This is a genomic window from Streptomyces sp. NPDC026092 (genome assembly GCF_040638605.1).
Lineage (GTDB): Bacteria > Actinomycetota > Actinomycetes > Streptomycetales > Streptomycetaceae > Streptomyces.
In genome coordinates this window covers 57060-79736 of the sequence record NZ_JBEZYN010000028.1, presented here as the reverse complement: position 1 = coordinate 79736, position 22677 = coordinate 57060, and the positions used below count along the sequence as shown (strand labels likewise).

The following is a 22677-nucleotide window of genomic DNA, read 5'->3' as shown; positions in this document are numbered from 1 at the left end:
GTCAGACCTCTCCTCCCAGGTCGACGCCCAGGTCGACGTACAGGTGGTCGAGACCGACGTAGCTGAGGTTGGGGCCCCAGACGGCGGCCTCTTCGGACAGCCGGGCGTGCGGGAACCGCGCGGCCAGGCGGCGCAGCAGGACGGCCGCCTCCAGGCGGGCCAGCGGCGCGCCGACGCAGTAGTGCGGACCGTGGCCGAAGACGAGGTTCCGCTCCCCCTCGGCGAGCGCGCCGGGCGTCGCGGACGGCGTCTCGGCCGCGACCGCTCCGGTCACGGGACAAACGGCCGCCGGGACTTCCTCCTCGATGTCGTCGAGCGGCCCCTGTCCCGTCAGGCTCACCAGGACGAGGTCACCCTCGCTCAGCCGCGCCCCCGCGAACTCCTGGTCGTACGCGACGACCCGGCCGAGGTGCCGCAGCGGCGGCTTGCGGACGAGCACCGACTCGACGAGCCCGGTGACCGCGCCCGGCTCGTCGCGCTTGACGGTCTCCCAGAGGTCCTGGTCGCCGAGGGCGGTGAGAACCGTGGAGCCGAGCAGCGAGGCCGTGGTCTCCAGGCCGCCGAAGAGGCACATGGCCCAGGTCGCGGTGGTCCGGGCGCGGTCCTCCGGGGTGTCGGTGGGGAAGCCCTCCAGGGCCCGGGCGCCGGCGAGCGCCTCGGCCATCTCCTCCATCACCTGGTGCGCGGCCAGCGCGTGGTCGCGGCGGTACATGGCGCCGATGAACAGCGACAGGGTCCGCGACCAACGGTGCAGGACGGGCGGGTCCACGTCGACGCCGACGACGTGCGCCATGACCTTGCCCGAGATGCCCTCGGCGACGGCCGGCACGAGGTCCTGCGGGCGGTCGGCGGCGGCCAGTTCGGTCAGGCACTCGTCCGTGATCTCCTCGATGCGCGGCCCGAGGAGGCGTACGTACGAGGCGGACAGCATGCGCTGGACCGGACGCCGCAGCGCCGTGTGCTCGGGGGCGTCGGCCTGGACGAACCAGAGCCGCAGGAACTCGGTGAGCTCCCGGTACTCGGCGCGGGCCGCGTCCGTCATGTAGAGCTGGAAGGAGCGCTCGAAGGTCCCTGAGGCGAAGCCGGGGTGGTTGAGGACCTGCTGGGCCAGGCGCGGGTCGGCGACGACCCAGCAGTCGAGTCCTTCGTCCCACTCCGGCGCCCGGACGCCGTCCGCGAGGGACGGCGCCGGGACCGGTGCCGCGGTACGGGTCCTCACTCCGCGGCCTTCTCGATGAGGGCGTTCAGCCCGGCGGGCGTGGGCGACAGCAGGAAGTCCCGCAGCCGTACGTTCGCGCCCAGCTCCTGCTTGACCTTGCGCATCAGGCGTACGGCGCCGAGGGAGTTGCCGCCGACCATGAAGAAGTCGGTGTCCTCGGTGACCTCGGTGAGGGGGTCGCCGTCGATGACGCCGTCGAACAGCGCGGCGATGCGTGCCAGATCCACCCCGGCCGGTGCCGGAGCGGCCGGCTCCGCCTCGACCGGAGCCGGGGCGGGCACCGGAGCGGCCGACCGCTTCGCCGGCCCCGCCACCGCCGCAAGCGCGCGCCGGTCGACCTTGCCGTTGGCGGTCACCGGCAGCCGGTCCACCACGGCCCACAGGTTCGGGACCATGTAGGAGGGCAGGTTCTCCGCGAGCAGCTCGCGCAGGCCCACCGCGTCGACGGACGCGCCCGGCGCGAGGACCACGGCGGCCACGAGCCGCTTGTCGGCGCCGTCGCCGTCGGTCACGATCACCACGGCGTCCTGGACCTCGGCGTGCGCGGCGAGGACGTCGCTGATGGCGCTCAACTCGACCCGGTAGCCCCGCAGTTTGACCTGGTCGTCGGCGCGGCCGAGGAAGCGGACGCGGCCGCTGGTGTCGATGCGGACGAGGTCGCCGGTGCGGTAGAGGCGCTCGGGCACGTCCGGGGAGAGGTTCCCGAAGACGCGGGCCGTCTCCTTCTCGTCGCCGAGGTAGCCGTCGGCGAGGCCGGCGCCGCTGGTGTACAGCTCGCCGACCGCGCCGGGCGGGAGCTGGCGGCGCCGGGCGTCGAGGACGTACACGCGGGTGCCGGGGACCGGACGGCCGATGGGCAGCGGGCCGTCGACGTCCTCCACGCGCGCCACCGAGTGGGTGGTGGTGAAGGTGGTGTTCTCGGTCGGGCCGTACCCGTTGGTGAGGACGATGCCGGGGTGCCGGGCGAGCAGCCGGGCGGTGTGCTCGTGGGGCACCACGTCGCCGCCGGTGAGGAGCTGGCGCAGGCCGCCCAGGGAGTCCGGGGCGAACTCCTCGACCAGGCGGAAGAGTCCGGCGGTCAGCCAGGCGACGGTGACCCCGCGCTCCTGGAGGAAGGCGCCCAGCTCTGTCGGCGAGGCGAGCCCCGCCGGGTGCACTTCGAGGGAGGCGCCGGTGAGCAGCGCGCCCCACAGCTCCAGGGTGGAGGCGTCGAAGGAGAGCGGGGAGAGCCGCAGCATCCGCTCGCCCGCGCCGAGGCGGACGTAACCGGCCTCGTGGACCAGGCGGATGACGGCCCGGTGCGGTACGCACACACCCTTGGGCTGCCCGGTGGAGCCGGAGGTGAAGGCGACGTACGCGAGGCGCGCCGGGTCGGCGGGCGGGGTCGGCACGGCGTCGGGCGCGCCGGGCTGCCAGTCGGCCTCCCAGGTCGCGACGGCGGGGACGCCGAGGCCCGCGAAGCGCTCGGCGACGGCGGAGTCGACGGGGCCCGTGAGGGCCGCGGTCGGCTGCGCCCGCTCCAGGATCTTCGTCACGTGGCTGTCGGGCTGCGCGGGGTCGATGCCGACGTACGCGGCGCCCGCCCAGGCCACACCGAGGACGGCGACGGCCTCGGCGACCGAGCGGTCCACTCCGACGAGGACCCGGTCACCGGGCCGTACCCCCGCGGCGCGCAGCAGCCGGGCCTGCTCGGCGGCGGCCTCTTCGAGCTGACCGTACGTCAGGGTGTGGGCGGCGTCGCGGACGGCGACGGCGCCGGGCTCGCGCGCGGCCACCTCGCGGAAGAGGGCGTCGAGGGAGGTGACGGGGAAGTCCCGGCCGCTCTCGTTGATCTCGTCCAGGAGCGCGCGGCTCTCCACGGAGATGCCCCGGACGTCCTCGAGCCGGGCGTCGGGCGCGTCGGCGAGCTGGGCGACGGCGGCGCGGAAGTCGGCGACGAACGCCTCCGCCTCGGCCTGGCGCCAGACGCTGGTCGCGTACTCCAGGTGGCCGGCGTACGACGGGTCGGCGTGGCCGATGAGCATCGTCAGGTCGAACTGGGAGCCGCCGCCGTGGCCCTCCTCGACGCGGACGCGCAGCGGTCCGGCGGTCAGCTCGCGCGGGACGAGCTGGTCGTGCATGCCGAAGCAGACCTGGACGAGCGGGTGGCAGCCGAGGCTGCGCTCGACGCCGAGGCGGGCGACGAGCTCCTCGAAGGGCAGGTCGCCGGCGTCGATGGCGGCGCCGAGCGAACGGTGCACCCCGCGCAGGTAGTCGGCGACGTCGAGGTCGTCGTCCACGTCGACGCGGACGGGTACGAGGTTGCCCGCGACGGCGACGAGCCGGCGCAGTTCGGAGGGGCCGCGGCCCAGCAGCGGTACGCCGACCAGGAGGCGGCGGGCACCGGTGCGGCGGGCCAGGGTGAGGCCGAAGGCGCCGAGCAGGAAGGCGTACGGGGTGATGCCGAGGGCGCGGGCCTGTGCGGCGACCCGCTCGGTGACGCCCGGGCCGAGGTCCAGGCCGAGGCGGTCGCCCGCGCCGTCCTGGACGGCCGGGCGCTGCTGGTCGGCGGGGAGTTCGAGGACGGACGGCACGCCGTCGAGGTGGGAGCGCCAGAACGCGGCCTGCTCGTCCCAGGCGCCGCGGGCGCGGGCCTCCTCCTGGTGCCGGCGGAGGGCGGCCAGTGTGGTGCCGAGGTCGCGGGGTGCGGCCTGGCCGACCTGGTCGGCCTCGGCGGCGAGTTCGGCGTACGTCTCGAATATCTCGCGCAGCAGGTGTCCGACGGCGTAGCCGTCGAGGACCATGTGGTGCGCCGCGAGGACGAGGGCGCCGCGCTCGTCCTCGGCGGCGGCGGGGGCCCAGTGGCCGAACCGGTAGGCGGGGGCGGCCGCCAGGTCGAAGGGCTCGCGGCCGAGGGCGGCGCCCTCGCGGCGGACCTGGTTCTCGAAGGCCTCCGCCGGGCCGACGTAGGTGTGCGTGACGAGTTCGGGGGTGTGCGCGGGCAGGATCTCCTGGACCACGTCGTCGTGGGTCTCGCGGAAGACGGTGCGCAGCCCCTCGTGGCGGGCGACGGTGGCGGCGATGGCCTTGGTGAGGAGGTCGCGGTCGAGCCGGCCGCCCTCGGTGAAGCAGTGGAAGACCAGGTTGTACGGGGAGCCGCCGGCGACCCGCTCGATCAGCCACATGCCGCGCTGGGCGGGCGTGAGGGCCTGCTCGGCGCTGCCGGTGAGCAGTTCGGCGGAGGCCGCCTCGGCGGGGGCGACGAGCGTGGCGCCGTCGAGCACCTGCCCGAGGGGGGCCTCGCCGAGGAGGTCCATGATGGCGACGCGCAGTCCGAGCCGCTCCTGCAGGACGGCCGCGAGGCGCATGGCGCGCAGCGAGTCGCCGCCGAGGGAGATGAAGCTCTCGTCGCCGAAGGCGTCCGGGCCGTCCGGGAGGTCGAGGACCTCGGCGGCCAGCGCCCGGGCCGTCATCGGGCGGCTCCGGTGGACTGGGTGCGGGCGGCGGCGAGGAGCGCGGCACGGTCGCCGCCGGCGCCGGGGGCGGCGGCCGGGGCAGCGGCGGCGGCGATCAGCTCGGCCTGGCCCTCGACGGTGGGCCGGCGGAACAGGTCCATGGTGCGGACCTCGCGGCCGGAGACCTGGCCGAGGCGCTCCACGAGGAGGACCAGGAGCAGCGAGTCGCCGCCGGACTCGAAGAAGCTGACGTCGTCGGCGACCTCGTCGGTCTCCAGGACCTCGCGCCAGATGGAACGTACGAGTTCGAGGCGGGCCTCCGGGTCGTCCAGGTCGACGGCCGGGGCGGTGGCGTGGGGGCGTACGGACTCTTCGAGCACGGGATTCTCCGGGAAGGTGGCGAGGTCCGCGGCGCTGCGCCGCAGAGCGTTGAGGAAGTCCTGGACCTCGCCGGTGCCGAACACATGGACCGGGTAGTCCAGGGACAGCCCGAGCCGCCGTCCGTCGGGCGTGTCCTCGAGACGGACGAACAGGGCCAGGTCGTACTTGATGAACATCGGGTCGAGCGGGCGCAGCCGGCCGGCGGTGCCGGGGACCAGGTCCAGGGACCGGGGCGCCTCGTCGAGATTGACCAGGACCGGCGACAGTGGCGGCCACAGGGCGTTGCGGTCGGGGTTGAGGGCGGCGGAGACCGCGTCGAGGGGTACGTCGCTGTCGACGAACGCCTCCATGCCGCCGATCCGTACGCCGGCGAGCAGGTCGTGCCAGGTGTCCTCGGCGTCGAGGGTGACCCGGAGCACGACCGTGGTCATGAACATCCCGATCACCTCGGCGGTGGCGGGGTCGTCGCGGCCCGGCCAGGCGAAGGCGATGAGGAAGTCCCGCTGGGGTCCGGTGCGGGCGAGGGTCGCGGCGAGCAGCGCGACGCCGACCATGAAGGGCGTACAGCCCTCGCGGGCGGCGACCTCCATGATCCGGGCGGTGGTCGCCGTGTCGAGGGAGGTGGTGACGGTGGCGCCGAGCAGGGACTCCTCGGTGCCGTCGGGTGCGGTACGGGTGAAGGGCAGGCGCACCTCGGCGGGTGCGCCGCGCAGCCGGTCGACGACCTCGGCGACCTGCTCGGCGATCGCGTCCGGGTCGCGGGCGGCGACGACGGAGGCGGGGTGCGGTGGGGTGCTCAGGAGCGGTTCGACCCCGTCGACGGCGGCCCGGTAGAGGGCGACGATGTCGTCGAGGAGCATGCCGCGGGAGACCCCGTCGAAGATGATGTGGTGCACGTTGAGGACGAGGAGGGTGCGCTCGGGCCCGAGGCGCATGACCTCCGCCCGGGCGGGGGCCTCCTTCGCGAGGTCGAACGGCGCGGAGCACAGGGCCCGTACCAGGTTGTCGACCTCCTCCTCGGTCCAGCCCTCGGCCTCGGCGTCGAGGAAGCCGGGCTCGGCCGGCGGGCCTTCGGTCGTGTACTCGACCTGGCGGCGCTTGACGTCGAGCCGGAAGCGGGCACGGAGCGAGGGGTGCCGGGAGAGGGACCGTCCGACCGCCGAGACCAGCGCCGCGTGGTCCACGGGGCCGGTGAACTCGACGACCGTGGGGACCAGTTGGGTGGGGCGCAGCAGCTCGTCCCGGTCCAGGACCCAGATGCCTTGCTGCACCCTCGTGGCCGGATACCAGACGTGTCCGGTCGGTGACGTACCGTACGGCGCTGCGGGCAGCACGAATGGACCTCCGAATTCGGCGGGGGCGGTGAGTGGGATGGAGCTACGTGGAGAGGTGGAGCGGGGCGGAGCGGCGGGCGGTCAGGCCCGGCTCAGCCCCACTGGGAGTCGTCGAGCGGCGCGACGGGCGTCTGCGGCGGGGTCGGGCCCCACTGGGAGTCGGCCTGGACGGTGCCGGCGGGAGCGGTGTCGGTGGTGACGGCCAGTCCCGCGATGGCCGGAATCGTCAGCGCGAGAACGGCCAGAGCGCGAACGGAAACGTGCTTGAACATCTCTATACCTTGCCTTTTCACTGTGGTCGGAAGTGACGCTGCATGGTTTAGACCTGTGTGGTTCCCCGTCCGGAATCATGCGCTGTACTGACGCGCCGGGTCACCCATGATCGGGGAGGATGATCCTGCAATGCGGAAACCAGCAGGGTGGGGAAATGTGCACGAGATCGGACAATGGAAGCGAAGATCGCACCGTCGAGATCTGCGCGGACGGACTTCAGTACTACGCGGACTCCTTGGCGAACCGGCCGACGCCGGGCGAATGCCCTCGATGCCTGCTTGACCTGGGACTTGTCCAGCGTGTTCCGGACGGGAACCTGGCCCCGATCCCGCCTCGGCTGGCCTCCGGGGCGCAGATGGATCGCATGGAACGCGCCATCGACGAGAAGAAGCACGCCCTCGCGACGATGCGTGCCTCCATCGCCCAGGCGCAGGAGGTCTATCTGGACAGTTACGGCCAGGGGGATTCGCATCTGATTCGCGTCGTGCAGGGGGCCGACGCGATCAGCGCGACGCTTTCGGCGGCCGTGCACGCCTGTGAGGAAGAACTGCTGACGGCGCAGCCGGGCGGGGGCCGGCCGCAGGAACTCCTCGACAAGGCGCTCGCGAGCGATCTGGAGGCGATCGGGCGGGGTGTCGCCCAGCGGACGATCTACCAGCACACGATCCGCTCCCACCAGCCGACGCTCACGTACGTCGAGCACATCGCGCGGGCGGGCGGGGAGGTCCGGACGCTCGACGAGGTCTTCGACCGGCTGATCGTCTGCGACCGGAAGATCGCCTTCATCCCGGACCCGAGCTCGGAGCGGAGCGAGATCGCGCTCGCCGTGGAGCATCCCGGCGTGGTGCGGTACCTGGTGGGCATCTTCGAGCACGCCTGGCAGCGGGCCTCGCCGCTGCGCAACTTCCCCAGCACGCGGCTGCCCCCGCTGCTCACGGACGAGGTGCGGCGGGCGATCCTGCGGCACATGGTGAACGGCTACACGGACGACGCGATCGCCGCACGGCTCGGCATGAGCACGCGCAGCGTGGCCAACCACATGCGGTGGGCGGCGGAGCTCTTCGGCAGCCGCAGCCGGGCCCAACTGGCCTACCTGATCGCCAAGAGCGGCTTCCTGGACGACGCCCCGGAGTGACGGGACGGCCGGGGGGTGGTGCAGGGCCTGCGGAGGCCGGGGGCGCCGGGGCCTGCGGGCCCGGGGACGCCGGGGGCGCGGGAGGGGCGCCGGGGGGCGCTTCACGTTCGGCGCGGTGTCATGTACGTTGTGCCATCAGCACCACCCCCCGCGCGGCCCTCTCCGGCCGCAGCAGAGCGCAGACCGGCTGGTTCCCCGTCGCGCCACGCAGGACCCTGCCCCGGGTCGTCGATCCGGTGGCCTGTGGTCCGTCTCTTCGCACGCGCCCCGCGCCGTCCTCTCCGTACGCCGCGAGCCCGCGTGTCATGGCGCGTTCCCACCGCCCGCCCCGGCGAAAGGAAGACGGGTCTTGACCGTCCACGCCACCACACCGTCCGATGCACCCTCGCTCGTACCGCCGCCCGGCTGCCCGATGCACGCGGCCGCCACCGGCCCCGCCGACACCCTCGACCTGGTCGACCCGGGTCTCTACAGCGACGGCGACCCGCACCCGGTCTGGGCGCGGATGCGCGCGCTCGACACCCTGACCCGCCACGAGGTCGACGCCGACCGATGGTTCTGGAACGTCGTCCGCTTCGACGACTCCGACCGCGTCCTGCGCGACACCGCGACGTTCACGTCCGAGCGCGGCACCATGCTCGACCTGCTGGGTCTCGACGACCCGGCCAGCGGCAAGCAGCTCGCGGCCACCGACCCGCCGCGCCACACCGAGATGCAGGGCCGGCTCAAGAAGGCCCTCGCCATCAAGTCGGTCGACCGGCAGCGGGAGATGATCCGCGACCTGGTCGTCCCGCTCGTCGAACCGCTCGGCGACGGCGGCACGTTCGACTTCGCGCAGGCCATGCTGGCGATGCCGATGTCGGTCACCGGCACCATGATGGGCCTGCCGACCTCGGACTGGTCCTGGCTCAACCGGCTCACCACCGTGTGCATCGCCGCCGACGACCCCGAGTACCAGGACGCGGGTGGCCGTGACGTCACCCTGAAGGCGGCCCACCGGGACCTGTTCGCCTACTTCCAGGACCTGGTGCGGTTCCGCCGGAACAACCTGGGCGACGATCTGCTGAGCGTCCTGATCTCCACGGAGTTCGAGGGCCGGCACATGGCGCCCGACGAGATCGTCGCCAACTGCTACAGCCTGCTGCTCGGCGCGAACGTCACCACCCCGCACGCGCCGAACTTCGTGATGGCCGAGTTCATCGAGTCCGGCGTGCTCCAGGACTGGGCCGCGCACCCGGAGGCCGACGCCACCGGCCTGGAGGAGTCCCTGCGCTGGGCCTCCCCCGTCAACCACTTCCTGCGGTACGCCACCCGTGACATCGAGATCCGCAACACGCGGATCAAGGCCGGGGACGCGGTCGTCGTCTGGCTCGGCTCCGCCAACCGCGACGACCGGGTCTTCACGCGCGGAGCCGAGTTCGACATCCGGCGCAAGCCCAACAAGCACCTCGCGTTCGGCATCGGCCCGCACTACTGCATCGGCCACAGCGTCGCCCGCGTCACCCTCAAGACGCTGTACCACGAGCTGTTCACCCGCTTCGAGGACTTCCGGCCCGCCGGTACCCCCGAGCGGCTGCGCTCCAACTTCGTCTCCGGCTACAAGCACATCCCGATCACCGCCCGCCCCGCACGCGGCGGCGACGGCCGGGCGAGGAGGACGGCGTGACGCCGACGGGAGCGGCGCCCTCGGGCCTGACCACCCCGGCCAGGACCGCCGTCGCGCCGACCGGGTCACGGTGGCTGCGCCGCTTCCACACCGCGCCGCCCGGCGCCCCGCGCCTGCTGGTCCTCCCGCACGCGGGCGGCAACGCCTCGTACTACTTCCCGCTGTCGGCCGCCCTGGCCGACCACGCCGAGGTACTCGTCGTGCAGTATCCGGGCCGCCAGGAGCGGTTCGGCGAGCCGTGCGTGGAGTCCCTGCACGAGCTGGCCGACCTGGTGACCGCCGAACTGCTCGGCGCCCGGGAGACCTTCCTGGACCGGCCGTTCACGGTCTTCGGGCACAGCATGGGCGCCTCGCTCGCCTTCGAGGTGTCCTGCCGGCTCCGCGACGCGGGCCTCCCGCCCGCCGCGCTCGCCGTCTCCGGCCGGCGTGCGCCGTCGATCGCCGCGCCCGGCGCGGTACACCTCGCCGACGACGAGCGGCTCATCGCGGACATGAAGCTGCTCGGCGGCACGGACGAGCGGATGCTCGACCACCCCGAGCTGCTCGCCGCGATCCTGCCCGCCGTCCGCAGCGACTACGTGGCCACGGAGACGTACCGCTTCCGCGGCGCCACCCCGCTGGACTGCCCCGTCACCGCGCTCATCGGCGACATCGACCCCCGGGTCGACGAGCCGCAGGCGCTCGCCTGGCGCACCCACACCACGGGCGCGTTCCGGCTGCGCTCGTACGCGGGCGGCCACTTCTATCTCGTACCCCACCTGGACGCCATCGTGTCCGAGCTGCTCGCCGACCTTCCGGCCGGCCTTACCGGCAGCACGGACACCGTCAGCACCGGCGCACCCACCCACCCCTGATCCGAAAGGACCGTCCGTCATGAAGTACCGCGTCATCGGAAGTTCGCCCGCAACGCGCCGCGAGGTCAGTGTGCTGAGCCTCGGCGCCATGACCTTCGGCACCACCGTGGACGAGGCGACGTCCTACGCGATCCTCGACCGCTTCGTCGAGGCCGGCGGCACGTTCATCGACACCTCCAACAACTACGCGTTCTGGGTCAACGGCACCCAGGGCGGCGAGAGCGAGGAGCTGGTCGGCCGCTGGCTGAAGAGCCGGGGCATCGGCGACGAGATCACCATCGCCACCAAGCTGGGCGCCCGCCCCAACCAGCCCACCTCGGGCTTCAGCCTGGACGTCGAGGGCCTCTCCGCCAAGGTCATCCGCGAGTCCTCGGAGCGCAGCCGCGAGCGCCTCGGCATCGAGAAGATCCACCTGCTGTACGCGCACATCATGGACGAGCACACCCCGCTGGAGGAGACCGTCCAGGGCTTCGCCGACGTCGTCGCGGACGGCGTGGCCGGCCTGCTCGGCGCCAGCAACCACTGGGCCTGGCGCGTCGAGCGCGCCCGCACCCTGGCCGCCGCGGCCGGCGTCCCCGGCTACGAGGTGCTCCAGCACCACCACAGCTACCTGCGCCAGCGCATGGACATCCCGAGCCTGCGCTCCCCCGACGGCAACCAGGGTCTGGTCAGCGGCGACCTGCTCAGCTACCTGCGCGCCAACCCCGAGCTCACCCAGGTCTCGTACTCGCCGCTGATCTCGGGCGCGTACGTACGGGACGACAAGCCGCTCGGCGCGGGCTTCGAACACGCGGGCACCGAGCCGCGGCTCAAGGCGATCCGCGAGGTGGCCGCGGAGACCGGCGCGACGGTCAACCAGGTGGTCCTGGCCTGGCTGATGGGCGGCGACATCCCGGTCCTGCCGCTCGTCGGCGCCTCGTCGGTGGCCCAGCTGGACGAGAACCTGGGCGCGGTCGACCTCGAACTGACCGAGGAGCAGCGGAAGAAGCTCGACTCCGTCAACTGACGCCACGCACTCCCGCCGCGTGCCCCGCGCCTCGTCCGAGACGCGGGGCACGCGGCCGTCCTACGGCGTCTGCTCGCTGTTGTCCTCGACGGGCCGGTCGATCCACTCGTTCCAGCCCAGCGGCCGGTCGTAGCCGGGCCGGCCGACGCTGCCGCTCGTACGGAACGGCTTGCCGTCGTCGTCGATCCGGACCGTGCCGCGCTGTTTGCCGCTGGACCAGTCCAGTTCGATGTACCAGCTCACATCGTGCGCCTGGGCGCTCGCCATCACGTAGAAGACCTCGGGGTCGGACTCGCTGACCTTGTACGGGAAGTCCCGCTGGCCGGCGACGGGGGTGAGGTCGGGGCGCGGGGAGTCGAGGTCCACGGCGAAGGACTTGGTCTCCACCTCACCGCCGCAGCCGACGCCCATGCTGTAGTCGTTCCAGGGGAGCGGCGCGCCCTTCTTCTCGACGCGGACGTGGAGGGCCTCCAGGACGACGGTCTGCTTCCCGGTGCCCTGCACGGTCAGCGCGAGGAGGTGGTCGCCGCCGGTCACGCCGCCGAGCGAGGCCACCCAGCCGGGCGCCTCCGCCTCGATGGGCGGCGGGGGGACCTGCGCGGGCTCCCGGTCCAGCAGGTAGTGCTGGCTGCACGGGTGTTCCCACTTGTACGGGTTCGCGGCGACGGTCGGCGCGGTGGCCTCCCCTTGGCCCCCGCCCGTTCCCGTACCCGCGCCGTTGCCCGTACTGTTCGGCGCCGACGGCGTCGGGGTGGGGCTGCCGCTCTTGCCCGATACCGACGGCGTCGGGGTCTTGGCGGCGGCGCCGGTCTCCGGGCGCTCGGAGACGGACGAGGAGCCCGTGGTCTCCCGCTTGTCGTCGCCGTCCGCGCCGCTGGGGACGTTCAGCACGAGGGCCACCGTGACGACGGCCGCGACGACGGCGGCACCGGCGATCGCGACGGTACGCCGACGCCACCCGCGCCGGGGGCGGGGCTCGGCGTCGGGCGCGGGGGCCGGGCCGCTGACGACCAGCTCGTTGTCGTCGGAAACCTCCGATTCCGCGCCCTCGGCCTTGGCTTCCACCTGAGGCGCCGGTGCGGGCGCGGGCTCCGGTTCCGGCGCGGCTGCGGCTGCGGGTGCCGGTGCGGCTTCGGGCGCCGACCCCTTGCGCTGGCGCGTCACGTCCGCGTGCACCCAGAGCCGGTGCAGCTCGACGAGCTCGTCCGGCGTCGCCTTGCAGAGCCGCGCGAAGCGCTCCACGGGCGCGTAGTCCGTCGGCACGGCCTCCCCGGTGACGTACCGATGGAGGGTGGAACCGCTCATGTGCAGTCGCTTCCCCATCGAGCCGTAGCTCAGTCCCGAGCGCTCCTTGAGCCGTCCCAGAAGCGTCGCGAACTCGTCCCCGACCACCGTTTCATCCTCTCCCGCATCCCGCCCCCGCATCCCAGGGAGCGACATCCCCCCAGGTCAACGGCGCGACTTCGTCCCAGTGTCCCGTACCACCCGGCGGTTGTGGCGGGCGGGACGGATCTTCGCACAAGCTCTGGTCATCCAAGCACGCCGCAGCGGCCCGGCCGCCGGCCGGCACCGCGAACCAGCCACCTCCAGGGGGACCCACCATGTCCGGACGCCTCACCCGAACCCGCCTGCTCGCCGCGACGACGGTCGCGATCGCCGCACTCTCGCTGACCGCGTGTGGTGACACGGACGCCACTTCCGCACGGAGCCACGGCACCGCCGACTCGGCCTCCTCCACCGCCACCTCCACCCCCACCGCGAGCCCCTCCGCGTCGCAGCCCGCCACGCAGCCGCCGAGCACGAGCCCGACGGCGCAGCCGGCGAAGAGCACGCCGAAGAAGTCCGGCGGCAAGGAGAACGGCGGCCAGGGCGAGGCGAAGGGCTCCTCCGGCGGGGGCGGCGAATCCAGGAACCCGCAGTGCGGCACCGGCACGACCAAGACCATCGCCACGCCGGTCTCCCGCCCGCTGAACCACCTGCTGATCACCGTCACCAACACCGGCACGAAGTACTGCGACCTCCTCGGCCACCCGGTCGCCCGCTTCGGCGAGGCCCAGTCCGTGCCCCCGGTGGACGAGTCCACGCACCCCCAGGCGGTCGTCACGCTCGCCCCGGGCGAGTCCGGCTACGCGGGTGTCCGCCTTTCGGCCGCGGACGGCAGCGGTACGCACGGCTACACGACCAAGAGCCTGACGGTCGCCTTCAAGAACGGCACGGTCGCGAACCCCTCGCTCCCCGGCAAGGGCGTGTACGTCGACTCCTCGCTCCAGGTGACGTACTGGCAGCAGCAGATGGGCGACGCCCTCAACTGACGGCCGGGAGCCCGCCCCGCCCGTGCCCCGTGGGCACCGGCCGTCCGCTGTGGGACGGCCGGGCCCGGGGCTCAGGTGCCCTGCAGTTCCGTCGGAGGGCGGAAGCGGTTGATGGCGTCGATGTGCTTCGCGCGCATCTCCGGGTCGCGCACGCCCAGGCCCTCGTCGGGGGCGAGGCCGAGGACGCCGACCTTGCCCTGGTGGAGGTTGCGGTGGACGTCGTAGGCCGCCTGGCCGGTCTCCTCCAGGGAGTAGGTCCTGGAGAGGGTGGGGTGGATCTTGCCCTTGGACACCAGGCGGTTGGCCTCCCACGCCTCGCGGTAGTTGGCGAAGTGCGAGCCGACGATCCGCTTCAGCGACATCCACAGGTAGCGGTTGTCGTACTCGTGGTGGTAGCCCGAGGTCGAGGCGCAGGTGACGATCGTGCCGCCCTTCCGGGCGACGTAGACCGAGGCGCCGAAGGTCTCACGGCCCGGGTGCTCGAAGACGATGTCCACGTCCTCGCCGCCCGTGAGTTCGCGGATGCGCTTGCCGAGGCGCTTCCACTCCTTCGGGTCCTGGGTGCGCTCGTCCTTCCAGAACCGGTACCCCTCGGCGTTGCGGTCGATGACCGCCTCCGCGCCCATCGCCCGGCAGATCTCCGCCTTCTCGGGGGAGGAGACGACACAGACCGGGTTGGCGCCGCCGGCCAGGGCGAACTGGGTGGCGTACGAACCGAGTCCGCCGCTCGCGCCCCAGATCAGGACGTTGTCGCCCTGCTTCATGCCGGCGCCGTTGCGGGAGACCAGCTGGCGGTACGCGGTGGAGTTGACCAGGCCGAGAGAGGCGGCCTCCTCCCAGGTCAGGTGCCTGGGCTTGGGCATCAGCTGGTTGGACTTGACGAGCGCGATCTCGGCCAGACCGCCGAAGTTGGTCTCGAAGCCCCAGATGCGCTGCTGGGGGTCGAGCATCGTGTCGTTGTGCCCGTCCGGCGACTCCAGCTCGACCGAGAGGCAGTGGGCGACGACCTCGTCGCCCGGCCGCCAGGCGTTCACGCCGGGGCCGGTGCGCAGCACGACGCCCGCGAGGTCGGAGCCGAGGACGTGGTACGGCAGGTCGTGGCGCCGGCCCTGCGGTTGCTGCCTGCCGTAGCGCTCCAGGAAGCCGAAGGTGGGCAGGGGTTCGAAGATCGAGCTCCACACGGTGTTGTAGTTGATCGAACTGGCCATCACCGCCACCAGCGCCTCGCCGGGTCCCAGTTCGGGCACCGGCACCTCGTCCAGGTGGAGGGACTTGCGCGGGTCCTTGTCCGCGGAGTCCATGCCCGCGAACATCTCGGCCTCGTCCTTGCGGACGACGACTCCCCGATAGCTCTCGGGGATCGGCAGCGCGCGGATGTCGTCGGCGGTCGCCTCCCCGGAGAGGATGGCGCCGGCAAGGTCCTTCACGTGTTTCTCCTCGTCTGGGTTGTGCTGTGGAGCAGGACGATCGAGGTGCCGAGCAGTCCGTCGCGCACGCTCCAGCGGCCGGCCATCCGGCGCCCCGTCGGCCAGGGGCCTTCGACGAGGAGCTCGGCGTGGAAGCCGCCCGCGGTGCCGGTCCGGCTGTCGCCCTCGACGTCGAAGGTGATCGTCGCGTCCTCGAAGGAGAGGAACCGCTCGGTCAGCGGGAACCAGGCCTTGTACACGGACTCCTTCGCGCTGAACAGCAGCCTGTCCCAGCACACGCCCGGGTTCGTGCGCCCCAGCGCGTGGACGGCCGCGCTCTCCTTCGGGAACGCGATGGCCTCCAGGACGCCGTCCGGGAGGGGTTCGTTCGGTTCGGCGTCGATGCCGATGGTCAGGGCCTCCCCGGCGCGGGCCACCGCCGCGGCGCGGTAGCCGACGCAGTGCGTCATGCTCCCGACGACGCCCGCCGGCCACCGCGGCGCACCGCGCTGCCCCGGCAGGATCGGTACGGAGGGGATGCCCAGGCCCGCCAGCGCCTTGCGGGCGCAGGCGCGGGTCGTGGTGAACTCCCGCCGACGGGTGTCGACGGCGAGGGCGATGTGCTCTTCCTCTTCCGGGTGGAGCGGCTCGTGCGTCAGGTCGGTGCGGGAGTCCGCGTACCGCACGCCGGCCGGGAGTATGTCGCCGATCATCCGCGCGCCTCCTCCTGGAGCACCGGGCGCAGCAGCGTCTTCGGCAGGCCCCGTCTGCCCCACTCGCGGGGGTATCCGAGCGAGACCTCCATGAAGGGCACCCCGTCGTAGGTGGTGTCGCGGGGGATGTGCAGGTGTCCGTAGACCGCGGCCGCGGTACGGAACCTGCGGTGCCAGTCGGCGGTCAGCTCGGTGCCGCACCACTGGGCGAACTCGGGGAACCACAGCACCGACGTGGGCTCCCGTACGAGCGGGAAGTGGTTCACCAGGACGAGGGGGATCTCCGGGTCGCACGCGGCGAGCCGCTCCTCGGTGGCGCCGACGCGGGCGCGGCACCAGGCCTCGCGGCTCGGGTAGGGGTCCGGGTGCAGCAGGAACTCGTCGCTGCAGACCACGCCGGCGTCGTAGGCGCGGGCCAGCGCCTGTTCCTGGGTGAGTCCGGGTGCGCGGAAGGTGTAGTCGTACAGCAGGAACAGCGGGGCCACCGTCACCGGGCCACCGGCTCCCCGCCAGACCGGGTACGGGTCCTCGGGGGTGTGCACGCCGACGCTGCGGCAGAAGGCGACCAGGTGGTCGTAGCGTGCCTGGCCGCGCAGTTGGACCGGGTCCGACGGGTGGGTCCACAGCTCGTGGTTGCCCGGCGCCCACACCACCTCGGCGAACCGGTCGCGCAGCAGGGTCAGGGCCCACTCGATGTCCGTGGTCAGCTCGCCGACGTCGCCGGCGATGAGCAGCCAGTCGCCGTCGTTCTCCGGCTTCATGTCCTCGACGATGCGGCGGTTCTCGGCGTGGGAGACGTGCAGGTCGCTCACGGCGAGCAGTCGGCCGGACCCGCCGGGCCGTTCGGTCTCTCGGTCTGTCATGGGTCTCACACCTGGGCTTCCGCTCGCGGGGCGAGCTTGCGCAGATACTCCTTGATCTGGGCGTTGACGGCGCGGTGCTGCGGCACGAGGTAGAAGTGGCCGCCGGGGTGGACGAGGAGTTCGAAGGCGCCGGTGGTCTCCTCGTCCCAGCTCCGCGCCTCGTCGAGCGTGACCCGCGGGTCGGCGTCACCGGTCATCACGACGACGGGGCAGCTCAGCCGCTGTCCCGGGCCGCGTCGGTAGGTCTCCACGAGCCGGTAGTCGGCGCGGATCGCCGGCAGGATCATCTGCAGCATCTCCGGGTCGTCGAGGAGGGTGAGGTCGGTGCCGTTGAGCTTCTTCATCTCCTCGACAAGACCGGCGTCGTCGCGCTGGTGGACCACTTCGGTACGGACCCGGGACGGGCCGCGGCGGCCGGAGGCGAAGAGGACGGCGGGCGGACGCCCGGCGGCCTCGAGACGGCGGGCGAGTTCGAAGCCGACGACGGCGCCCATGCTGTGCCCGAACAGGGCCAGGGGGGTGTCGTCGTGGGGGTCGAGGACGCGGAACAGCTCGTCCGCGAGGGCCTCGAGGGAGTCGGCGGCGGGCTCCGCCCGCCGGTCCTGACGGCCGGGGTACTGCACCGCGAGGACGTCGACCTCGGGCCCCAGCGCCGCCGAGACGGGGAAGAAGAAGCTCGCGGAGCCTCCCGCGTGCGGCAGACAGAGAAGGCGCGTTGCGCCGGGCGACGTCGGATGGAAGCTCCGCATCCACAGCTTGTGTTCGTCGCTGGACCGGTTCGCCATCAGTTCCCCTTGTTTCCACACATGCGGTCGGATCGAACGGTACGGAGGGCGGGACGGCTCCCGCTCTCCGTACCGGTGCGGTGCCGGCCGGTCTCGTACCGGCCGGCACCGCGGTGGCGCGGACGTCGGCTCAGACGTCCACGGTCACGTCGTAGTTGGTCAGCCACCTGTTGAGCCAGAGAGCCATCTCCAGGCCGCCGCGATCGTGCGGGAGGCTGACGTCGTCCAGCTCGCGGTTGAGGACCCGGGTGACCCTGGTGGTGTTCAGGAGCGGTCGCACCGGGGCGTCCGGGTCGGCGAGCACTTCGCGCAGCTCGGCGCGGAGCGCCTGCTCGTACCGGGTGTCCTGGGTGGCGGGGAACGGCGTCTTCGTGCGCTCCAGAATGGAGGTCGGCAGCACGTCGCGGGCGGCGGCGCGCAGCAGGCTCTTCTCCCTGCCGTCGAAGGACTTCATCGCCCAGGGCACGTTGAACACGTAGTCCATCAGCCGGTGGTCGCAGAACGGGACGCGGACCTCCAGGCCGACGGCCATGCTCATCCGGTCCTTGCGGTCGAGGACCGCCTGCATGAACCGGGTGATGTTGAGGTACGTGACCTCGCGCATCCGCCGGTCGACGGCGCTCTCGCCGGGCAGCACCGGCACCTCGGCGACGGCCTCGGCGTAGCGGTCCTGGCGGTAGCCCTCCAGGTCCAGCTTGGCCAGCAGGCCCTGGTCGATCAGCGAGCTGCCGCCGAAGATGCGCGCCGAGCCGGGGGTGAGCCACGGGAAGGTGGGCGCGTTGACCGCCTCGTCCCGCATGTACCACCGGTAGCCGCCGAACAGTTCGTCGGCGGACTCGCCGGAGAGGACCACGGTCGCCCGCTTCCGGATCTCCCGGCACAGCAGGTACAGCGACGGCCACAGGTCGCCCCAGTACCCGGGCGGCAGGTCGGTGGCGGCGAGGATCGCCGCCCGTACCTCCGGGTCGGCCAGCTCCGCGCTGTCGAGGAGCACCTCACGGTGGTCGGTCCCCACCTGGGCGACGAAGTCGCGCACGTACGGCGCGTCGGCCGTGCCGCGCACCGCGTCGGGCTCGAACTGGTCGGCCGCGCCCTGGAAGTCCACCGAGTACGACCGCACCGGGCCGCGGCCCTCGGCGGTGAGCGCGCGGTGGGCGAGCGCGGTGATCGCCGACGAGTCCAGGCCGCCGGAGAGCAGGGTGGCGACCGGGACGTCCGCGACGAGCTGGCGGGACACGATGTCCTCCAGCAGGCCGCGGACCGTGCCGATGGTGGTGTCGAGGTCGTCGGTGTGCTCGCGGGCGGTGAGCTGCCAGTACCTCGTCTTCGTCAGACCGCCCTCGGTCACCCGCACGATCTGGCCGGGCCGGACCTCGGAGAGGTCGGCGAACGGGGTGATCTCCGGGGTCTTGACCATGTCGAGTATCTCGGCGAGGCCCTGGGCGTCGACACGGCGCGGCACGGCGCGGTTGGCGAGGACGGCCTTGGGCTCCGAGCCGAACAGGACGCCGTTCGCGGTGCGCGCGTAGTACAGCGGCTTGACGCCGATCGGGTCGCGTACGAGCAGCAGTTCGCGGGTGGCCGCGTCCCACAGCCCGATGGCGAACATGCCGTTGAGCCGGGCGGCGAAGTCCATGCCCCACTGGAGGTACGCGGTGAGCACGACCTCCGTGTCGCTGCGGGTGCGGAACTCGTGCCCCAGCGCCGCCAGTTCCTCGCGGAGCTCCTGGTAGTTGTAGATCTCACCGCAGAAAGTCAGCGCGGCGAGCGTCCTGCCCTCGCGCTCGGCGACCATGGGCTGCGCCCCGCCCGCCGGGTCGATGATGGAGAGCCTTCGGTGGCCGAACGCGACCGGTCCGTCGATCCAGACCCCTTCCGCGTCCGGGCCTCGGCAGCCCATGGTGTCGGTCATCGCCTGCACGACCGAGCGGTGCCGGGCGAGTTCCTCGCCGTGCGCCACCCATCCGGTGATCCCGCACATCCCCGTGTCCTCCTCAAACGCCGCTGAGGGCGGTGTTGACGCGGTCGAGCAGCTGGCGGGGGGTCCTCGCCTCGCTGACCACGTTCTCGCCGAGCTCGATGCCGTTCTTGCGCTCGATCCGCCGGACGGCGTTGAGCGTGGTCAGCGAGTCGAAGCCGAGCGCGGCGAACGTCAGGTCCGACGGGTCGCCCTCCGGCTCGACCGGGTCCTGGTCGCCGATGCTGCGGTTGAACACGTCGATCAGGTCCTGGATGGTCATTTCCGCCATAGCGCTTTCCTTTGTGGTGTCGTGTGCTGGGTCGTCGGTCAGACGGTGAGGAGCGTGCAGTACCAGTGCATGCCGATGGAGATGCCGGCGAGGGCGACCACGTCGCCCTCGACGAGGTCCCCGCGCTCCAGGTAGGTGTCGAGGCAGATGAGCTGGTCGGCCCCGCCGCAGTGGCCGAGGTCGGCGCCGAGCGCGGCGTTGGTGCGCTCCAGCGGTACGCCGACGGCCTTGGCGATGTCCGCCAGGCTGTCCTGGTTGTCGTTGAGGAAGAGGAACTTCGCCACCTGGCCGGTGTCCACGCCCGCGCGGTCGCAGGCGCGCTCGTAGACCGTGCGCACCCGGCTGTTGAGGGTGCGGACGAACTTCGCCAGGTGCTCGGGCTCGCGGCGGAAGTGCCGGTACACGAGGGCGAGCGGGTCGACGTCGAGGTTGGCGGTGCCCTCGGGCGGGAAGGGCGCGGCGGCGCCGCCGTACTCGACGCGGTAGAAGTCGTTGTACGTCGGGTCGGTGATCTGCTCGGTGGCGAGCCACCGCAGCCTGCCGTGACCCCGGCGCAGCACGGCGGCCGCCGCTCCGTCGCTGGAGAGGAGGGTGTTGCTGCGCATGCGGTTGGTGTGCGCCTCGCTCGCCTGGTTCACGGCGACGAGCAGCACGGTGTCGACGTCCTCGCGGGTGGCGAACGTGCCGGCGATGTGCTGGAAGGCGGTCACGCCGGACGCGCAGCCCTGGGTGAGCAGCAGCGTGGGCGAGGCGGTGGCGCCGATCTCCCGCGCGAGCGCGGTGGAGGCGTCCCACAGCAGGTAGTCGGGCACGCTGCTGTCCGCGACCACGACGAGGTCGAGGTCCCTCGGGTCGACGCCCGCCTTGGCGAGCGCCTTGGTGGCGGCGCGGGCGGCGAGCGCGGTGGGCGTGGTGCCTTCCGGCGAGCGGTGGAAGGTGCGGTAGCCCCAGAGCAGGACCCGGTCGGGGTCGTCGACGTAGTCGGCCGCGGTGGCGGCGACGTCCCTCGGGTCGCCGAGGGCGTGCGCGAGGCCGAGGATCCCGAAGTCGGCGGGAGGCATGGTCGGTCGGTACTCCTTCATCGTGGGCTGCTCAGCGGGGGAACACGCCGTCGGCGACCCAGCCGCCGTCGAAGCGCAGGGTGGTGGCGGTCATGTACGCGTATCGGTCGCCGGTGAGGTCGAGGACGAGGTCGGCGACCTCACCGGGCGTGGCGAGCCGGCCCAGCGGGGTACGGGCGGCGATGGCGGCCTCGTCGAGGTTGCCGTTCTCGAAGCCCTTCTCCACCAGCGGCGTCCGCACATAGGCGGGGCTGACGGCCAGGACGCGCACCCCGTGCTCGGCCCACTCCACGCCGAGCACCTCGGTGAGCATCACGACGCCCGCCTTGGAGGCGCAGTAGGCGGCGCGGCCGGGGACGGCGCGGTGCGCCATGACGGAGGCGACGTTCACGACGAGTCCGCCGCGCGCGGCGAGCGCCGGGAACAGGGCCTGGGCGCAGTAGAACGTGCCGCTGAGGTTGACCCCGAGGACGCGCTCCCAGGTCTGCGGCCGCAGCTCGGCCGAGGGCGCGATGGCGCCCACGCCCGCGCTGTTGACGAGGAGGTCGGCCTCGGGCACGGCCTCGGCGGCGGCGTGCACGTCCTCGGCGTCGCGGACGTCGACGGTGTGCCAGTCGATGCCGGTCCCGGTGCCCGGCCGGCGGTCCCAGCCGGTGACCGCCCAGCCCGCCCTGACCAGCCGTTCGGCGACGGCCGCGCCGATCCCGCTGGCCGCACCCGTCACCACTGCTCGGCGCTGCTCGCTCACGCCCGCCCCTTCCAGTTGCGGTAGACCTCGTCGATGGAGGCGCTGACGGTGGCCATGGCCGCCTCGTAGGCGGCTGCCACGGTGTCGCCGCCGGGCGGCGCGAGGCCGAGCGCGCCCAGGTCGGGGGCGCGGCCCTCGGCCCAGAGGGCGGCGGCGGCCCAGCGCAGCTGGTCGAGTTGCGGCCGGGTCGTGGACCCGGCGCCGACCGCCGCGTGGGGCCGGTCGGAGAGCGTGGCCGAGACGAAGCGGAGGAGGCTTCCGCAGCCGACCTGGACGAACACGCGGGCGCCGTCCTCGTACAGGCGCTCCACCACCGACCGGAAGAGGACGGGTTCGAGCAGGTGCCGTTCGAGGAGTGCGCGTAACGCCGCCTCGTCGTCCGGGTAGGGGCTGACGGTGGTCGCGGACCAGACGGGCACGGTCGGCCGTTCCAGCGGGATCCGGTCGAACACCTCGGCGAAGCCGGGCAGGTACGGGGCCAGCATCGGTGTGTGGAACCCCGAGCGGAACGGCAGCACCCGGCGCGGGACCGCCGGGTCGGCGATCCGGTCCAGGCAGCGCTCCACGGCGTCCTCGTCCCCGCAGAGCACGCTCTGGTCGGGGGCGTTGTCGTGGGAGAGCACCACGCGGGGCTCGCCCTCGGCGAGCCGGGCGGCCGCCGCCGCGGGCAGGCCGACGGCGGCGAAGACCACGTCCGGCACGGGCGAGGTGCCCATGTCGCCGGCCATCGCCTCGAAGGCCCGCGCGGGGAACGTGCCCGCGGCGAACAGGGCGCTCCACTCCCCCGCGCTGTGGCCGGCCACGGCGTCGGGGGTGATGCCGACGCGGCGCAGCGCGGTGTCGAGGACCCGGTTCAGCCGCAGCGCGGCCTGGGTGCGCGCGCCGAGGGAGTCGTCGTCGGCGGTCGTCGGTTCGGCGGGCAGGCCGAACCAGCCCCGGACGTCGTCGGGGGCCGGACCGGTACGGGCGTCGAGGCCGGGGAAGAGGAACACGACGCCGCCCCCGAGCCCGGGGCCCGGGGTGAACCAGAGGTCGTTGCCGCCGCGCCAGGGCTCGCCCCGGGCGACGAGCAGGGCCGCCTGCTCCACGCGCTCGGGCGTGGGGTCGAACACGGCGACGCGGCAGGGGCCGGTGCCGGCGGGGCGGCCTGAGCGCAGCGCGTCGAGCAGCTCGGCGGGCGTGCGCGCGGCGGCGAGGAGCACGTCCGTCACGGTCGCCCCCGAAACGCCGGGAGGAGT

General features: G+C 73.0%; 19 protein-coding genes. 5 read left to right on the top strand and 14 right to left on the bottom strand.

Annotated features, from left to right (window positions below; all coding sequences use genetic code 11):
• Position 1: 1 nt before the first annotated feature.
• The 4 genes from AB0F56_RS32500 to AB0F56_RS32485 all read right to left on the bottom strand — a co-directional run bounded on the left by AB0F56_RS32500 (position 2) and on the right by AB0F56_RS32485 (position 6640).
• Positions 2-1219 (bottom strand): cytochrome P450, encoded by a 1218-nt coding sequence (locus tag AB0F56_RS32500; RefSeq protein WP_362016317.1) that lies wholly within the window; start codon positions 1217-1219, stop codon positions 2-4.
• Complete coding sequence (locus tag AB0F56_RS32495; protein ID WP_362016315.1) at positions 1216-4671, bottom strand: amino acid adenylation domain-containing protein; 3456 nt, start codon at positions 4669-4671, stop codon at positions 1216-1218. The genes AB0F56_RS32500 and AB0F56_RS32495 overlap by 4 nt, the downstream gene beginning before the upstream one ends.
• The gene (locus AB0F56_RS32490) at positions 4668-6368 is read right to left on the bottom strand and encodes a condensation domain-containing protein (RefSeq protein WP_362016313.1); all 1701 of its coding nucleotides are present in this window, start codon (positions 6366-6368) and stop codon (positions 4668-4670) included. Before AB0F56_RS32490 ends, AB0F56_RS32495 begins: the two co-directional genes overlap by 4 nt.
• A 92-nt stretch (positions 6369-6460) precedes the next feature.
• The gene (locus AB0F56_RS32485; protein WP_362016311.1) at positions 6461-6640 is read right to left on the bottom strand and encodes a hypothetical protein; all 180 of its coding nucleotides are present in this window, start codon (positions 6638-6640) and stop codon (positions 6461-6463) included.
• 365 nt (positions 6641-7005) lie between these two features.
• On the opposite strand from AB0F56_RS32485, the gene AB0F56_RS32480 reads away from it, so the two are divergent.
• The 4 genes from AB0F56_RS32480 to AB0F56_RS32465 all read left to right on the top strand — a co-directional run bounded on the left by AB0F56_RS32480 (position 7006) and on the right by AB0F56_RS32465 (position 11302).
• On the top strand, positions 7006-7776 hold the full coding sequence (locus AB0F56_RS32480) for a LuxR C-terminal-related transcriptional regulator (protein WP_362016309.1): 771 nt from the start codon (positions 7006-7008) through the stop codon (positions 7774-7776).
• A gap of 349 nt (positions 7777-8125) precedes the next feature.
• Positions 8126-9442 (top strand): cytochrome P450, encoded by a 1317-nt coding sequence (locus tag AB0F56_RS32475; protein ID WP_362016307.1) that lies wholly within the window; start codon positions 8126-8128, stop codon positions 9440-9442.
• 26 nt (positions 9443-9468) lie between these two features.
• A complete protein-coding gene (locus tag AB0F56_RS32470; RefSeq protein WP_362016334.1) occupies positions 9469-10296 on the top strand; it encodes an alpha/beta fold hydrolase in 828 nt (275 codons plus the stop codon).
• 19 nt (positions 10297-10315) lie between these two features.
• On the top strand, positions 10316-11302 hold the full coding sequence (locus AB0F56_RS32465) for an aldo/keto reductase (protein WP_362016305.1): 987 nt from the start codon (positions 10316-10318) through the stop codon (positions 11300-11302).
• Positions 11303-11362: 60 nt separating this feature from the next.
• On the opposite strand, the gene AB0F56_RS32460 is transcribed toward AB0F56_RS32465, so the two are convergent.
• On the bottom strand, positions 11363-12694 hold the full coding sequence (locus tag AB0F56_RS32460) for a helix-turn-helix transcriptional regulator (RefSeq protein ID WP_362016303.1): 1332 nt from the start codon (positions 12692-12694) through the stop codon (positions 11363-11365).
• Positions 12695-12903: 209 nt separating this feature from the next.
• Between AB0F56_RS32460 and AB0F56_RS32455 the strand changes: the two genes are divergently transcribed.
• The gene (locus AB0F56_RS32455) at positions 12904-13614 is read left to right on the top strand and encodes a DUF4232 domain-containing protein (protein WP_362016301.1); all 711 of its coding nucleotides are present in this window, start codon (positions 12904-12906) and stop codon (positions 13612-13614) included.
• A 71-nt stretch (positions 13615-13685) separates the two neighbouring features.
• Here the strand turns inward: AB0F56_RS32455 and ccrA are convergent, their stop codons facing one another.
• From ccrA to AB0F56_RS32410, 9 genes are all read right to left on the bottom strand, one after another.
• A complete protein-coding gene (ccrA, locus tag AB0F56_RS32450) occupies positions 13686-15041 on the bottom strand; it encodes a crotonyl-CoA carboxylase/reductase (protein WP_362016299.1) in 1356 nt (451 codons plus the stop codon).
• Positions 15038-15733, bottom strand: coding sequence for a 4'-phosphopantetheinyl transferase superfamily protein (locus AB0F56_RS32445; RefSeq protein WP_362016297.1), 696 nt, complete (start codon positions 15731-15733; stop codon positions 15038-15040). The genes ccrA and AB0F56_RS32445 overlap by 4 nt, the downstream gene beginning before the upstream one ends.
• Positions 15730-16596, bottom strand: coding sequence for a metallophosphoesterase (locus tag AB0F56_RS32440; protein ID WP_362016295.1), 867 nt, complete (start codon positions 16594-16596; stop codon positions 15730-15732). The genes AB0F56_RS32445 and AB0F56_RS32440 overlap by 4 nt, the downstream gene beginning before the upstream one ends.
• A 5-nt stretch (positions 16597-16601) precedes the next feature.
• On the bottom strand, positions 16602-17381 hold the full coding sequence (locus tag AB0F56_RS32435; protein WP_362016292.1) for an alpha/beta fold hydrolase: 780 nt from the start codon (positions 17379-17381) through the stop codon (positions 16602-16604).
• 130 nt (positions 17382-17511) lie between these two features.
• The gene (gene asnB / locus AB0F56_RS32430) at positions 17512-19362 is read right to left on the bottom strand and encodes an asparagine synthase (glutamine-hydrolyzing) (RefSeq protein ID WP_362016289.1); all 1851 of its coding nucleotides are present in this window, start codon (positions 19360-19362) and stop codon (positions 17512-17514) included.
• 13 nt (positions 19363-19375) lie between these two features.
• Complete coding sequence (locus tag AB0F56_RS32425; protein WP_362016286.1) at positions 19376-19630, bottom strand: acyl carrier protein; 255 nt, start codon at positions 19628-19630, stop codon at positions 19376-19378.
• Between the two features lie 38 nt (positions 19631-19668).
• A complete protein-coding gene (locus AB0F56_RS32420) occupies positions 19669-20691 on the bottom strand; it encodes a 3-oxoacyl-[acyl-carrier-protein] synthase III C-terminal domain-containing protein (protein WP_362016284.1) in 1023 nt (340 codons plus the stop codon).
• A gap of 31 nt (positions 20692-20722) precedes the next feature.
• Positions 20723-21439 carry an SDR family oxidoreductase gene (locus tag AB0F56_RS32415; protein WP_362016282.1) on the bottom strand — a complete coding sequence of 239 codons (717 nt, stop codon included), beginning with the start codon at positions 21437-21439 and terminating at the stop codon, positions 20723-20725.
• Positions 21436-22650 (bottom strand): acyltransferase domain-containing protein, encoded by a 1215-nt coding sequence (locus AB0F56_RS32410; protein ID WP_362016280.1) that lies wholly within the window; start codon positions 22648-22650, stop codon positions 21436-21438. The genes AB0F56_RS32415 and AB0F56_RS32410 overlap by 4 nt, the downstream gene beginning before the upstream one ends.
• Positions 22651-22677: the final 27 nt, after the last annotated feature.